Here is a 12,616-nt window from a genome sequence, read left to right as displayed (position 1 = left end):
GTTCATTGAAGAAAATAGAAAAACCCCGAATAGGTCCACTTTTTTTAAAGTGTCCACTATTTGGGGTTCAGTTCAAAATGTTTTTCTACACCTTTTATTTTCTATTAGTTTTACGACGAAGGCCAATGAACCCCGTAATCCTTACTGTACTTCCTCGTCTTCAAAATAAGGAAAATCTCGATCTGTTCTACAGTTTTCACATAGATGAAGCATTCTTGTTGAGGGCTGTTCATTATTTTCCAGTTCCTCGTTTTCTTCAAAACCACAAACTTCACATACTTTCATCATGTTCCTCCTTCCTAAAAGGATCTTATCGACATAAACTAATTAACAACGTTATATCCTGTATCTTTTACTGCCTGTAGAAAGTCTACATGTGATGCCGCTTTCTCATCATAAGCAAAAGTAGCCGTTTTATTTGCCAAACTTACTTGCACATCGCGGACTCCCCAAACGGATTCCAGTGCTTGAAGGACTTTATGAACATCTTCCTCATTTTCTAATCCTTCAATTTTTAAGTTCCCTTTTTCCAATTTACCCAATCTCCTTTTTTAATGTAGGTCTCGTTTATCCCTTTGAAATACTTCTCCCATTCCTTCTAATAAACCTAGCATCGTAAAGAGCGATGTTCTTATTTCATCATTTCGCATACTGTTTCCGAGTTGCCATAAACTGATTTTATCATTTCGATCTATTCTTTCCCCTAACTTCTCTAAACCTCGAGTAACTCCATTTAGGAGGATTTGTAATTCATCTGGATTCAATTGACTAAGAAATTTAAAAGTATTCATGCCATTTTTAATAATATTGTGCATACCTGGCTGATTAAATTGCTGTAGGGCAATAGCTCCGACATCAACCCGTTTTTCAAGCAACCCATTTAAAGCATCTAAGACACCCATCTCTTGAAGATGTTTAATGATCCCAATCGTTGAGATAATCGCTTCTCGATTACTTGCTAAGGCAGCGATAATCTCTGAGATCGCTTGTGATTGTTCCTGTTCGGGAGTAGGAATTTCTTTTCTAATTTGCTTGATTGCTTCCGCCATATTGGTCTCCTCCTATTTCGAATAGTTCCGTAATCGGGGTAAAATCATCCCGTTTCCATTTTTCTTCTACACGTACACTAATTTGCGGCATACGATTTCCAAATCGATGATTTACCTTTGGCAACGGCGGTTCTCCCTTTTGTTCCAATACTTCCATTTTGACACCCATTTCTTTATAGTTCGGCGTATGGGTAATCAAGTCGTGATAACTACTCGTTAAACGGTTCACAGCCTCCACATCTTCCCGTGTATTCATCGTCAAGTACAATTCTTTTCCTATTACACGGTCTGTGACAATCGCTCTTACTTTCACTTGACCATAAGGGGATGATAGACGCACTAGTGATCCGTCTTCAACGCCTCTTTCCTTTGCCAACTCCGGTGAAATTTCAAGCCAAGGATGGGGCACTTTATGGGTAAGCCCTTCAGATCTGTAGGTCATATTTCCTTCATGGAAATGTTCTAATAAGCGACCGTTATTAAGGTGTAAATCATATTCGTCTCCTGCTTCAAAAGGAGGCGTCCAGTCAACTGGGACAAGCCGCGCTTTCCCATCCGGGAAAACGAATCTTTTTTCGTATAGTAGTGGCGAATCGGTACCATCTTTAGCAACTGGCCAAATCTGACTGTTGAACCCTTCCAGCCTATCGTAACTAACACCTGCAAAATATTTCGCAAGACTCGCTGCTTCATCCATGATTTCACTTGGATGTTGGTAATTCCAATTCGCTCCGAGAAGATTCGCAAGCTCTTGGAAAATCATCCAATCAGGTTTAGAGTCTCCAAGGGGCTCTAACACTTTATAAAATCTTTGAATTCGCCGTTCTGTATTGACAAAGGTACCATCCTTCTCAAGGCTCGGGGATGCTGGTAACACCACATCAGCAAATTGGGCTGTTTTACTAAAGAACACATCTTGGACAACGAAAAATTCCAATTTCTCAAGCATCGAATCGACGAAATTCACGTTTGAATCTACCAATGCCATTTCTTCACCGAATAGGTATAGTGCCTTTAGTTTACCTTCCTTAACCCCTTCCAGCATTTGATGATTATCCAAACCTGGATCTTTTGGTAAAGTAACGCCCCATGCTTCTTCATAACGTTTTCTCACTTTGTCATCTTGAATCGGTTCATATCCTGGCAACCAGGCAGGCATTGTACCGAAATCACAAGCTCCTTGAACATTATTATGTCCTCTAAGCGGGTAAGCTCCTGTTCCTGGGCGTCCAAAATTTCCAGTGATGAGTAGTAGGTTCGCGATTGCAGTACTCGTATCTGTTGCACCTTTATGTTGCGTAACCCCCATCGCCCAAAGTACGCAAGCTGTTTTAGATTCATGGAGCATGGTAGCTACTTGAATCATTTCCTCTTTCGATAATCCTGTCGCCTTCTCTGCATAGTCTAGGGTGTATTTATTTAAAGATTGAATATAGTCATCTAATCCGTTTACCCGATTTTTTAAAAACTCTTGATCTTCCCAACCTTGATCTAAAATGTATTTTGTGACAGCGGAAATCCAAATAAGGTCCGTACTTGGTTTCGGATGAATAAACAAGTTCGCACGCTCTGCTAATTCGTTTTCCCTCAAGTCAGCCACGATTAGTTTTTGTCCGTGAAGTTTATGGGCGCGTTTAATACGGGTTGCTAGAACAGGGTGGGATTCAGCCGGATTCGCACCGATCACAATAATCAATTCCGACTTTTCTATGTCTCTTATTGTTCCAGAATCTCCTCCAATTCCAACTGTCCGTAAAAGAGCTGCTGTTGCAGGAGATTGACAATATCTTGAGCAGTTATCAACATTGTTTGTCCCCATAATCGCGCGGGCAAATTTTTGGAATAGGAAATTTTCCTCGTTCGAACATTTCGATGAAGCAATATATCCGATGGAATCAGGTCCATATTGTTCTTTAATACCTGTTAATTTTGACGCGATTAATTTAAGTGCCTCGTCCCAAGTCGCTTCTACAAATTCATTCCCTTTACGAATTAACGGTTTTGTAAGGCGCTCTTCACTATTCACATAATCCCAGCCCCATTTACCTTTCACACATGTTGAAATACCATTAACCGGTGCATGTTCTTGGGGCTCAATTTTCAAAATTTTACGGTCTTTTGTCCAAACTTCAAAGCTACATCCGACTCCGCAATACGTACATACTGTTTTCGTACGTTTAATTCTTGCCTTTCTCATCGCTGCTTCCATTTCAGAAATTGCAAAAATTTCCTTGTATCCTGGTTCAACTTCCTTTGTTAAATCAATCATTGGTTCTAAAATTTTCGGTGGAATTTTCGTTAAATAACCCGCTTCACCGAGCATCGATTTCTCCATCAATGCATTACATGGGCAAACGGTTACACAATGTCCGCAACTTACACAAGAAGATTCATCAATCGGTACATCGTTGTCCCAAATGACGCGAGGCTTCTCTCGATTCCAGTCAATCGTTAATGTTTCGTTTACTTGTAGGTCTTGGCAAGCCTCTACGCATCTTCCGCATAAAATACATTGATCTGGCTCATATCGATAAAACGGGTGGGAGTGATCTGGTGGGTACGGCTTTGCTTCGAATTGATATTTTTGGTGTTCAATTTCCAAATATTCAGCTGTATTATGAACAACACAGTTCCCATTATTATTGTCACAAACTGTACAATACAGCTCATGGTTCTTTAATATTCTAGACATTGCTTCATATTGAGCATCTTTTACAACTTTAGAATTTGTATCTACATTCATGCCGGGTTGTACTTTTGTTGCACAGGCACGGACCATTTCTCCATCAACATTGACAAAACATGTATCACATGTTTGAATGGTTCCAAGATTGGGATGAAAACAGATACTCGGTATATACGATTCATTTGCCTGGGCGACTTCCAAAATGGTTTGATCAGAATGGGCAGCAAATTCTTGCCCATTAATTTGGATGGAAAATGAAGTTTCTTTCATATCAATACTCCTTATTTACAATATTTGATGGATGCTCCGACAAAACAGTTTTCCTCCAAAGTATGTCCAATAAATAAAGGGATAATCATTTATATTTTCCACTACTTTTAAAAAACGGTAGCTAAAACATTCTTTTCATTACGTTATTTATCCAATTATTTATCGTTCAAATTGGCATAAGAAAAACGTTCAACGGTTAATCTGATAAGGGATACTTTAGTTGATTCATTTTTGAAATTTATTATAAGGAAGGGTTGAAAAAGTGGATAAGGAAGTATTATATGAACGTGTTCAAAATATGATTGTTTCTTCAACAAAAAAGCCAAAATACACAGCCCTCTCTACAGTAAAAATAGCAGATCTATTTGGTGTGGAGTCAGCGGAAGTAGAAAAAACATTGGAACAATTAATTAAAGAAGGTCGTCTAAATAAGTCAACGTTACCTGAACCGCCAAATTATGAAATCTATCAATTACCTTAATCAAAGCGGGGCTAGTGAATTTCCGCCAAAGGGATATGATCAACACTTTGGAAATGAAACTAAAAAAAGTCGAATCCTGTACGATAGGAATCGACTTTTTTATATTGACTCGGTATATTTTTCAAGACCTTTTTCATCCTCCACTAATTGGTGGGATAAAGGCGAGTGTATCGCCATCTTTTACTATCATGTCATCTGTTGCAAATTCCTCGTTGACAGCTGTCATCATATTTTGTAAAGAAAGTTGTGGATATTGATTTTCCATCCATTCTTTCAATTGACCAACCGTATAGTCTGACAGGTCAACTTTTAACTGGGATTGACCGATTGCTTCTTGTAAGTGTGCAAATAGCAATATATTAATCATGAGCGATCTCCTTCCTCGCTAGGTAGATTTTTCGGATATGGGACATTTTCTAATTGATCACCAATCCATTCTGTCCCATCTTCCCAATACTCTTTTTTCCAAATCGGTACAATTTGTTTAATGCGATCAATGGCATATTCATTCGCCATATAGGCAATTTTACGATGTGGTGATGACACTGCAATAACGACGGCAATATCCGTAATTTCTAAATGACCAACGCGATGGGTTATCGCAACGATTGCTTCTGGCCATTTCTCTTGTATCTCTTTCGAAATTTGTTCGAACATTTTAATTGCCATTTCGGGATAGGCTTGATATTCCAAATGGAGGGTTCTTTTCCCCTTCGTCATTTCCCGTACGGTGCCGATAAAAATCGTAATAGCACCAGCGTTTCGACTGACTACTTTTTTTCTGACTTCCTCAACGTCTATTGGTTTATCGACGATTTCAAAAAAGGATGTACTCATATTTTCTCCCTCATTTCTGCCATTAAAAATTCCATATACTGCGCCTGTTCATGAATTGAGAAAGTCGGATATTCTAGCGGCTTTTCTAGTGGAAAAGATGGCCAGTAAATAACACAGATGATATTGGACACTTTTTGAAGCAAAACTTGATCTTCTAATGTTCGCAAAAGGACAACTTTTGAATAATGTTCGTCCTTATATCCTTCAATCAATATTAGATCCAATTTAAAAGAAGCATAGATCGCTAAAATATCGTCAAGTTTCCAACTATTTTGATGAATACTCATACGCAAAGTGCCATCTCCTTCAACTGCTGTGACACTTGCTCCTGCCTCTTCATGACGAAAACTATCTTTTGACTCGCTCATAGGAATACCACCGTGTCCATGATGCTTGATGGTTCCTACCTTTATACCACAAGCCGTAGCTTGTCTAATCAGTTGTTCCATTAACGTCGTTTTTCCGCTATTTTGATACCCAACTACTTGTAAGATTTTCTGAAGTTGTTCCAAGGCCACTCACTTCCTTGCATATCTTCCAGCAATAGCACATCTATTTGCATCCCTTTTTCGTATCCTCGGGAACCTCCAGGCAATACAATAAAGGCATTCGCTTCCACTAAGGAAGAAACCGCACTTGATTTATCAAAACCAGAAGGAAGTGCAATTAATTGACCATTATCATATAAAGCTGTTCCCCGGACAAAACGGGTAAATGGATTTGCTTTTGTAAAATCGGCACCTAAAACAGCCGATTCTCTCCGTAAATGTGGTTGCTTATTACTAAATGCTGTTCGAATAATCGGACGAACAAATAATTCAAAACCAACATAGCAAGCGGAAGGATTACCTGAAAGCCCAAATAATAATTTGCCTTTACTTTCTGCAACAGTTGTAACACTTCCTGGCCGCATTGCAACTTTATTAAACAATACGTTTGCATCAATAGCTTCATAAATCGCTGGCAAGTAATCATAATCTCCTACCGAAACGCCACCTGTCGTAATCAACATATCTACTTCCTGCAAGGCGTTTTGAACAACATCAATACATACATCCAATTCATCGCTAAATTTCCCAAAGTATTGAACGCTTGCCCCAGCACGTTCAATTTGAGCCATGATCATATAGGCATTACTGTTACGAATTTTGCCTGGCTGTAAAGATTCCCCTGGCTCAAGCAACTCACTCCCAGTTGCAATAACACCGATAATTGGTTTTCGAAAAACAGGGACTTGGTCATAACCGAAAGTAGCGAGTAACGCGACTGCTCCTGGATTAATATATTGTCCTTTTTCTAATAAGATGGCTCCTTTTTGAACGTCTTCTCCCTTATAGGAAATATTCGTTCCCGCTTCAAAAGTTCGCTTTATCGACATATACATTTCATTATTTTCTTCAAACGTATGGGTCAATTCTAGCATGACGACTGCATCACACCCTTTTGGAATAGGAGCTCCAGTCATAATACGCACTGCTTCTAGGTGCCCTACTGTTTCTTCAAATACAAAGCCTGCACCAATTTCCCCTACAACTTTAAAGGTTACTGGATTTTCTGAACTTGCTTCTCTACTATCGATGGAGCGAATTGCAAAACCATCATAAGGAGAACGATCAAAAGCTGGTACATCAGCATCTGCAGCTATATCCTCTGCAAGAAAGCGCCCATGTGCTTGAAGTAATGGGACGATTTCCTTTTTTTCTTGAAAGGCAAATTCCATCACACGTTTTACGGCTTCCCCCACTGGAATCAGTTTTCTTTTTTCTAACATCAGGACCACTCCTTTATCCTAATAAACGATAATAAATGCTTTTAGCTTGTTGTATATCCTGTATACCATGAATGACGACTCGCCCATCTTGGAAAACAACTACCCGATAATCCGGTGTTTGGCAAGAAAGTAAATAAGGGTTTAATTGAATTTCACCGTAAGGACGAAGTTGACTCGCGAGCTGCTCTAAATTATAGTGAACCGGTTGAGATGGACGAATTTGGACAGCATCTCGACCACATAAAATGTCTAATTTTGTTTGATTTTCATAGGCTAAATAAGGATATGTGGGGTTATGACCACAAGATGGACATTCATCATTGCGCATTTTTTCCACATTTATTTCATAATGTTGATTTTTCCAAACATCAAAAGTTAAGTAGGATTTTCGTCTTGCCTCTTCATCGCCTACTAAAAGTTTTAATGCTTCTGCTACTTGGTAGGCTGCGACGATTTGAACAGCAGGACTTATTATCCCTACCGTATCACATGTCATCCCTGTGTTGGGCATTACTTTTAGCAAACAATGTAAGCAAGGTGTTTTGCCTGGCACGATCGTATATGTTGCACCATAGCTACTAATACAAGAACCATAAACCCATGGAATTTGATATTTTTGTGCAAGGTCATTCATCATAAAACGAACATCAAAATTATCTGTCCCATCGATCATCACATCTACATCTTCAAGTAGTCCGAATAATTGCTCCGAATCGGCATCTAAAATAAATGCGTTAATTTCCAACTCAGAGTTAATACGTTGAAGTCGATTTTTTGCAGCGATCACCTTCGGAACTTTTTCCTGTGCATCTTGTTCAGTATACAATTGTTGTCTTTGTAAATTACTCCACTCAACATAATCCCGATCAATTATCGTCAACTTACCAACACCTGCTCTAACTAAAGCTTCTGCACTAGCACTGCCCAATGCACCGACACCAATGATTAAAACATGTTTTTCTCTTAGTAATTGCTGCCCGTTTTCACCGATTGGACTGAATAATTGTTGTCTAGAATATCTATTATCCATAAAGTTATTTGCCTTTCTTTCTATGAATTTTCGTTTGACCTTTTCATTTATAGCATTATAATAAAAGCATTGTTTTTCAATAAACACTAAATTTTAACTTTTTAAAAAAGGAGGTCCTTTGCCTTGCATCCTACACACGACCAATTTTCGATAGGCGCTGCTATATTAACAGTAAGTGATACACGTAAAAAAGTGGATGATCTCGGTGGTCAACGAATTCAATCACTTCTTCAAGAAGCTTCCTTTGAAATAGTCGATTACCAAATAACAAAGGATGAACCATCTGAAATATTAAAGTATGTAGTCGAATGGTGTGAGAATCAAACCATCAATACAATCATTATCACTGGCGGAACAGGATTTACACCAAGAGATCAAACTTACGATACGATTGTCCCCCTTTTTGAAAAAGAAATGGTCGGCTTCGGGGAATTATTCCGCTCATTAAGCTATGAAGAAATCGGTCCAAAAGCGATGTTTAGCCGCGCCACAGCCGGTAGCCGTGCGAAAACGGCCATTTATGTGTTGCCAGGTTCCGTCAATGCAGTAACACTTGCGATGACAAAACTAATTGTTCCGACTGTTCAACATTTTGTCGGTGAGTTGAATCGCCTATGAAAATTGCAGGAGTTGTCTTAGCTGGCGGACAATCATCCAGGTATGGTCAACCAAAAATGTTTGAACCATTTGCTGGTCAACCTTTGTATAAAAACAGTCTCAAAGCACTACAACAAAATCAACTTGAGCCTTTAATAATTGCGACGAATGCTAGCTTGCAAAAGAACTTTGCAGAACAAAACATCGAAATGATCATTGAAAAACAACCTCATCAAGGACCACTGTTTGCATTGCAAAACATCATGTTAAATTTCCCAGATGTTGAATGGTTTTTTGTAGTGGCTAGTGATATGCCATATATGAATGCAGATTTTGTTCAAACGATGCTTACATATATTGATGATCGATATGATGCCATTGTTCCTAAACAAGCTACAAGAATACAACCTCTCGCTTCCCTTTATCGGCGTACTGCTTTACCAAATGCAACTCGATTAATCCAACAAAACAAAAGAAGTATGAAATCCTTGTTCGATCAAGTTCGAGTTTGTTATGTTGGTTTTGAAGAAGAAAGCTCAACATTTATTAATATCAATACGCAACTAGATTGGGCACAAACTGTTGAAAAGGAGTTTCATGATGAATAAATTTACCCACTGGAACGAAGAAGGTCGTCCTAAAATGGTCGACATTTCAGAAAAAGACATTACACAACGTACAGCCATTGCTCGCAGTACCATTTCTTTATCCGATGAAGTGTATGAAGCAATCCAACAAGGCGGTATAAAAAAAGGTGACCCTACACAAGTAGCACAAATTGCTGGGATTATGGGTGCCAAAAAAACAGCTGATATTATTCCTATGTGTCATCCGATTATGCTACAAGGAACAGATTTCCAATTTGAATATAACAAAGTTGAAGTTGGATATGAACTACACATTCAAGCTACTGTAAAATGTAGCGGTAAAACAGGCGTAGAAATGGAAGCACTAACGGCTGTATCGATTGCAGCACTAACTTTTTATGATATGTGTAAAGCTGTTGATAAAAATATGGTTATTAAAGAAACATATCTTGTACAAAAAACGGGTGGAAAAAGCGGTACCTTTACCCGTGAATAAACAAAAAAAATCCGGCATTTTGTTGCCGATTTTTTTTGTTTTAACCACCGATGTGCGACATTTCGATTTTTGATTTTTTTCTTTTTTCCATCGTCTGTTCATTCCGTTCATCGGAATAGCGATCCGTTCGATTTTCCCATACATTTGAAATGCATTGGATGATGGAAGCATCATCTTCCCCATTCCTTAATAATTCTCGTAAATCGGTCCCATCTGTTGCAAATAAACAAGTATATAATTTTCCTTCAGCTGAAATACGGGCACGAGAACATGAAGAACAGAATGAATCGGTTACAGATGAGATGACACCGATTTCGCCTTGATTGTCCTGATATTGAAAACGGGTAGCCACTTCCCCTTTATAATTCGGCTCAACAGGTTTCAATGGAGAAATTTGTTGTACTTGTTCAAGAATTTCCTTCTTCGACACAACGTCATCCATTTTCCAACCATTGGAATTGCCGACATCCATATATTCAATAAAACGAAGAATGTACTGTTTGTCTTTAAAAAATTGGGCCATTGTCACAATATCTTGTTCATTTTTTCCTTTTTGAACAACCATATTAATTTTCACTTGCAAACCTGCTTCTGCAGCTTTTTCAATACCTTCTAATACGGTTTTCACTTTTCCACGATGACCATTCATCTCGAAAAAACGCTCTTCATTTAGTGAGTCCAGGCTAACAGATACTCTAGATAATCCCGCTTTAGCCAAATCATGGGCATATTTTTTCAATAAAGTGCCATTCGTGGTTAAAGCAATATCCTCTACTCCATCGATACGATTGATGCGTTCAATTAATATTGGCAAATCTCGACGCAGTAAAGGTTCACCACCTGTAATCCGTATTTTTTTCACACCTAATGACACAAAAATTTTTACTAATCGTTCGATTTCTTCAAAACTCAATATTTTTTCGGAGGGTAAAAAAGCGAAATCCGGGCCAAATATTTCGGCAGGCATGCAATACTGACAACGAAAATTACAACGGTCTGTCACGGATATCCTTAAATCTCTTAGCGGTCTTTGAAACTGATCTTGTAGATTCGTAATTTTTAATCTCCTTCTTTCACATTAGTGGATTGTTCAGGTAAAATAATACGCTCTTGATGTGTATAAATATTAAGTGTATTTTGGCGAATAAAACCGACCGTCGTAATCCCCAATTGCTCTGCCAATTGCAATGCTAATTCGGTTGGCGCTGATTTAGATAATACAATTTCGCATCCAATCTTTGATACTTTCAGTAAAATTTCCGACGAAATTCTGCCGCTAAATACGATAATTTTATCTTGCATGCTAATATTATTTCTTAAGCAATAACCGTAGATTTTATCTAAAGCATTGTGACGTCCAATATCCATGCGACTTAAGACCATACCATTTACATCACAGAGCGATGCATTATGCACACCGCCAGTCTTTTGAAAAGTATCAGCCGATTGTTGCATCTCCCTCATTAAACGAAAACAATCGTCTGTAGTAATACGCACATGAACATCTTCCATCTTTTTCGATGCCAATGCATCATTTGCAAAAACAAAACCTTGCCGACTCATCCCACAACAGGAAGTAATGTAACGTTTGTTTTGAATTTGTTGATAAAAAGGATTGATCCGTTTTGTTTTAATATGCACAAAACCTTCTTTTTCCTGATACCAAATATCTTCAATATCTTCAAAACTACTAATGATGCGCTCCGATGCTAAATATCCAATGACCATATCTTCTACATACTCCGGTGTGCAAACCATCGTAACAAATTCTTGCTGATTAATCTTCACTGTGACAGCGTGTTCTGTCACAACGGTATCTTCTACTTCTTTTATTTTATTATTTTCAATGCGTATAATTTCTCGACTTACTGTTTTTTCCATAAGGGTTCCTCTTTATTCACTAATTTTATCCTCAAAAATAAATACTGAAATAGCTAAGTCTTCTTCAACTTTAATATCTGAAAATAAATGGAGCAGCTTTGTACCCATCAATTCCTCCATACCTTCTGGAGTAGCTCTCGAATACAGCTCTTGAATCATACTTGTCCGCGAAGCATGAACCATTTTTAACCCTTCTGGTTTACTTGCAATGAATCTTTCCGTTGGTGTTAAATTCCCATACAACGTTGAAACGGCCATGTTTTCTACAAAAACAGTATGAATACGCTCCGGTCCTTTACCAAATAAATCTTTGCGCAGTTTACGAATAATATCGTTAAATTCATGCACTTTTTTTGACATGTTGACGATTCTCCTAACGTAATTAAACTTTTTTATTTCTGTTGTTTTTGGAGACCACCCTTACAGTTTGTTAATAATATAGCAACTTTAAAAAAATTTAAAGTGAAAATATTTTTAGATAATTATTACTATTAACAAAATGTATGATAAATATTGTCCATTTGAAATGTAAACGTTATAATAAGGGGGTTACAAATGGAATTGATTTATTTTGATTCTTATGTCATGGTTTTACCAATTGCAAGTTGAACCATTTGCATAGCAGTCATAATGAATGAATTCTATTACTAAATCTAAAAAAATAAAAGTAGATTGAGTTTTTAGCACGGCTTGCTAAGAATTTTATCCACCGTGAATTAACAGCATGTAAAAAATCATGCCGTTTCATGGTGGATTTTTTTATTTTTTAAACAATATCAACAATATGACCACTTCGTTAATGAATGTCCTAATTCCTTTATAGGAATGTGATAAATCCGAAAAATGAGCTTAATTAGACCATTTTTACAATTTATTATCAACCACAACCAACTCAACATGCTCTTTTCGGTTTTACCATAAGCATTAACCT

At 37.7% G+C, this 12,616-nt stretch carries 16 protein-coding genes; 4 read left to right on the top strand and 12 right to left on the bottom strand.

Annotated features, from left to right (window positions below):
• Positions 1 to 141: 141 nt before the first annotated feature.
• The 4 genes from H9636_RS14760 to fdhF are packed head-to-tail and all read right to left on the bottom strand — an operon-like array spanning position 142 to position 4,005.
• The gene (locus H9636_RS14760; protein ID WP_191708333.1) at positions 142 to 285 is read right to left on the bottom strand and encodes a hypothetical protein; all 144 of its coding nucleotides are present in this window, start codon (positions 283 to 285) and stop codon (positions 142 to 144) included.
• A 38-nt stretch (positions 286 to 323) separates the two neighbouring features.
• Positions 324 to 533 (bottom strand): heavy-metal-associated domain-containing protein, encoded by a 210-nt coding sequence (locus tag H9636_RS14755; RefSeq protein WP_191708332.1) that lies wholly within the window; start codon positions 531 to 533, stop codon positions 324 to 326.
• Positions 534 to 551: 18 nt separating this feature from the next.
• Positions 552 to 1,049: a DUF1641 domain-containing protein gene (locus tag H9636_RS14750; protein WP_191708331.1), complete on the bottom strand. Its 498-nt coding sequence runs from the start codon at positions 1,047 to 1,049 to the stop codon at positions 552 to 554.
• Positions 1,024 to 4,005 carry a formate dehydrogenase subunit alpha gene (fdhF, locus tag H9636_RS14745; protein WP_191708330.1) on the bottom strand — a complete coding sequence of 994 codons (2,982 nt, stop codon included), beginning with the start codon at positions 4,003 to 4,005 and terminating at the stop codon, positions 1,024 to 1,026. The genes H9636_RS14750 and fdhF overlap by 26 nt, the downstream gene beginning before the upstream one ends.
• Positions 4,006 to 4,267: 262 nt before the next feature.
• Here fdhF and H9636_RS14740 point away from each other — a divergent pair, with 262 nt between their 5' ends.
• On the top strand, positions 4,268 to 4,486 hold the full coding sequence (locus tag H9636_RS14740) for a PCI domain-containing protein (RefSeq protein WP_191708329.1): 219 nt from the start codon (positions 4,268 to 4,270) through the stop codon (positions 4,484 to 4,486).
• Positions 4,487 to 4,619: 133 nt separating this feature from the next.
• On the opposite strand, the gene moaD is transcribed toward H9636_RS14740, so the two are convergent.
• Genes moaD through H9636_RS14715 form a run of 5 tightly spaced genes read right to left on the bottom strand, consistent with a single transcriptional unit; the run spans position 4,620 to position 8,124 of the window.
• A complete protein-coding gene (moaD, locus tag H9636_RS14735) occupies positions 4,620 to 4,853 on the bottom strand; it encodes a molybdopterin converting factor subunit 1 (protein ID WP_191708328.1) in 234 nt (77 codons plus the stop codon).
• Complete coding sequence (locus tag H9636_RS14730; RefSeq protein ID WP_191708327.1) at positions 4,850 to 5,323, bottom strand: molybdenum cofactor biosynthesis protein MoaE; 474 nt, start codon at positions 5,321 to 5,323, stop codon at positions 4,850 to 4,852. Before H9636_RS14730 ends, moaD begins: the two co-directional genes overlap by 4 nt.
• Positions 5,320 to 5,841 (bottom strand): molybdopterin-guanine dinucleotide biosynthesis protein B, encoded by a 522-nt coding sequence (mobB, locus tag H9636_RS14725; RefSeq protein WP_191708326.1) that lies wholly within the window; start codon positions 5,839 to 5,841, stop codon positions 5,320 to 5,322. Before mobB ends, H9636_RS14730 begins: the two co-directional genes overlap by 4 nt.
• Positions 5,805 to 7,094 (bottom strand): molybdopterin molybdotransferase MoeA, encoded by a 1,290-nt coding sequence (locus H9636_RS14720; RefSeq protein ID WP_191708325.1) that lies wholly within the window; start codon positions 7,092 to 7,094, stop codon positions 5,805 to 5,807. The genes mobB and H9636_RS14720 overlap by 37 nt, the downstream gene beginning before the upstream one ends.
• Positions 7,095 to 7,107: 13 nt before the next feature.
• Positions 7,108 to 8,124 (bottom strand): thiazole biosynthesis adenylyltransferase ThiF, encoded by a 1,017-nt coding sequence (locus tag H9636_RS14715; RefSeq protein ID WP_191708324.1) that lies wholly within the window; start codon positions 8,122 to 8,124, stop codon positions 7,108 to 7,110.
• Positions 8,125 to 8,247: 123 nt separating this feature from the next.
• On the opposite strand from H9636_RS14715, the gene H9636_RS14710 reads away from it, so the two are divergent.
• Genes H9636_RS14710 through moaC form a run of 3 tightly spaced genes read left to right on the top strand, consistent with a single transcriptional unit; the run spans position 8,248 to position 9,804 of the window.
• On the top strand, positions 8,248 to 8,742 hold the full coding sequence (locus tag H9636_RS14710) for a MogA/MoaB family molybdenum cofactor biosynthesis protein (RefSeq protein ID WP_191708323.1): 495 nt from the start codon (positions 8,248 to 8,250) through the stop codon (positions 8,740 to 8,742).
• Positions 8,739 to 9,329, top strand: coding sequence for a molybdenum cofactor guanylyltransferase (mobA, locus tag H9636_RS14705; protein WP_191708322.1), 591 nt, complete (start codon positions 8,739 to 8,741; stop codon positions 9,327 to 9,329). Before H9636_RS14710 ends, mobA begins: the two co-directional genes overlap by 4 nt.
• On the top strand, positions 9,322 to 9,804 hold the full coding sequence (moaC, locus tag H9636_RS14700; RefSeq protein WP_191708321.1) for a cyclic pyranopterin monophosphate synthase MoaC: 483 nt from the start codon (positions 9,322 to 9,324) through the stop codon (positions 9,802 to 9,804). Before mobA ends, moaC begins: the two co-directional genes overlap by 8 nt.
• Before the next feature lie 40 nt (positions 9,805 to 9,844).
• On the opposite strand, the gene moaA is transcribed toward moaC, so the two are convergent.
• From moaA to H9636_RS14685, 3 genes are read right to left on the bottom strand one after another with little or no spacing between them, the layout of a single operon-like run.
• The gene (moaA, locus tag H9636_RS14695; RefSeq protein ID WP_191708336.1) at positions 9,845 to 10,861 is read right to left on the bottom strand and encodes a GTP 3',8-cyclase MoaA; all 1,017 of its coding nucleotides are present in this window, start codon (positions 10,859 to 10,861) and stop codon (positions 9,845 to 9,847) included.
• A gap of 2 nt (positions 10,862 to 10,863) precedes the next feature.
• Positions 10,864 to 11,685, bottom strand: coding sequence for a formate dehydrogenase accessory sulfurtransferase FdhD (gene fdhD, locus H9636_RS14690; protein WP_191708320.1), 822 nt, complete (start codon positions 11,683 to 11,685; stop codon positions 10,864 to 10,866).
• A 12-nt stretch (positions 11,686 to 11,697) separates the two neighbouring features.
• Positions 11,698 to 12,045 (bottom strand): DUF2294 domain-containing protein, encoded by a 348-nt coding sequence (locus H9636_RS14685; protein WP_191708319.1) that lies wholly within the window; start codon positions 12,043 to 12,045, stop codon positions 11,698 to 11,700.
• Positions 12,046 to 12,616: the final 571 nt, after the last annotated feature.

It is taken from the genome of Ureibacillus galli, from assembly GCF_014836845.1.
In the GTDB taxonomy this organism is placed as follows: Bacteria; Bacillota; Bacilli; order Bacillales_A; family Planococcaceae; genus Ureibacillus; species Ureibacillus galli.
Note: the sequence above shows the minus strand (reverse complement) of the source record. Positions and strands in the feature narration are given on the sequence as shown.